The following is a 1080-nucleotide window of genomic DNA, read 5'->3' as shown; positions in this document are numbered from 1 at the left end:
GTCCAGGCAGACGGTGTCCACCCGGGCCAGGCCCTCGATCGCCGGGAGCTCCTGGACCAGGCACTGCCGGCGGCCGAGCCGGACCACGCCCCAGATCACCAGCTGGGGAATCGTCTACGACGCCTTCCCCGTCCTCAACCCGCACATCACCGCCGACACCGGTTGGAGCACCGCGCAGACGACCGCCGCGTTCACAGCCGCTCTGTTGGTCTCCGCCCTCGTCGGCCTCACGGTCGGCCGGATCATCGACCGGCGCGGGCCCCGCAAGGTGATGACCTCAGGCTCCGTCGTCGGGACCGTTGCCCTCGTCGGCATCGCGGCCGCCCCGAACCTGCCGCTGTTCTTCGCCAGTTGGCTCCTCGCCGGCGCCGCGATGGCCGCCACCTTCTACCAGCCCGCCTTCGCCGCCCTGACCCGCTGGCACCAGCCCGACCACATCCGTGCGCTCACCACCGTCACGCTGGCCGGCGGCCTCGCCTCCACCGTCTTCGCACCCGTCACCGCCGCCCTCGCCGACCGCTTCCGCTGGCGCGCCGCCTATCTCGTCCTGGCGGCAGTGCTGGCCACCGTCTGGCGTTCATGAACTCAGCTCCACAGAATCAGGCTTGAAAACCCGAGCTCGCCCGGCCGCACGGCGGTTGTGGTCGCAGACGCTGCGTGAAAACCAACTTCCCAACCACCCGCGCCCCGTCCCGCAAGGCCGACACCCCCGTCTCGGCGACCCGCTCGCAGTAGCAACCGGTCCGCCACACCCCTGACCTGGGAAGAAACGCAAATCACGTGGTATGTGGTGGAACTTCATCGGGCGGTCCCACGAGGACATCGTCCAGGCCCGCGAGGAGTGGCAGGCCGCCGGTGACCGCTTCGGCGAGGTCCAGGGCTACCCGGGCGACCGCCTGCCCGCTCCCGAGCTCCCCGGCATCCCCCTCAAGCCCCGCGGGGGGAAACGTCCGCTGACCTGGGCGTTTGCCAACCGGGGGTGGGGGGGGGGGGGGGGGGGCCCCCCCCCCCCCCCCCCCCCCCCCCCCGCCCCCCCCCGCCCCCGCCCCCCCCCCCCCCGCCCCGCCGCCCCCCCCCCCC

2 pseudogenes are annotated in these 1080 nt (G+C 73.6%); both read left to right on the top strand.

The features are described from left to right. Nucleotides 1–37 precede the first annotated feature (37 nt). Nucleotides 38–571: pseudogene (locus ABZW03_RS41195) on the top strand (MFS transporter); the annotation flags it as partial. A 214-nt stretch (nt 572–785) separates the two neighbouring features. Next, nucleotides 786–950, top strand: a pseudogene (locus ABZW03_RS41190) (pirin family protein); the annotation flags it as partial. Between the last annotated feature and the right edge of the window lie 130 nt (nt 951–1080).

The organism is Kitasatospora sp. NPDC004799, from assembly GCF_040609095.1.
Taxonomy (GTDB): Bacteria; Actinomycetota; Actinomycetes; order Streptomycetales; family Streptomycetaceae; genus Kitasatospora.
Note: the sequence above shows the minus strand (reverse complement) of the source record. Positions and strands in the feature narration are given on the sequence as shown.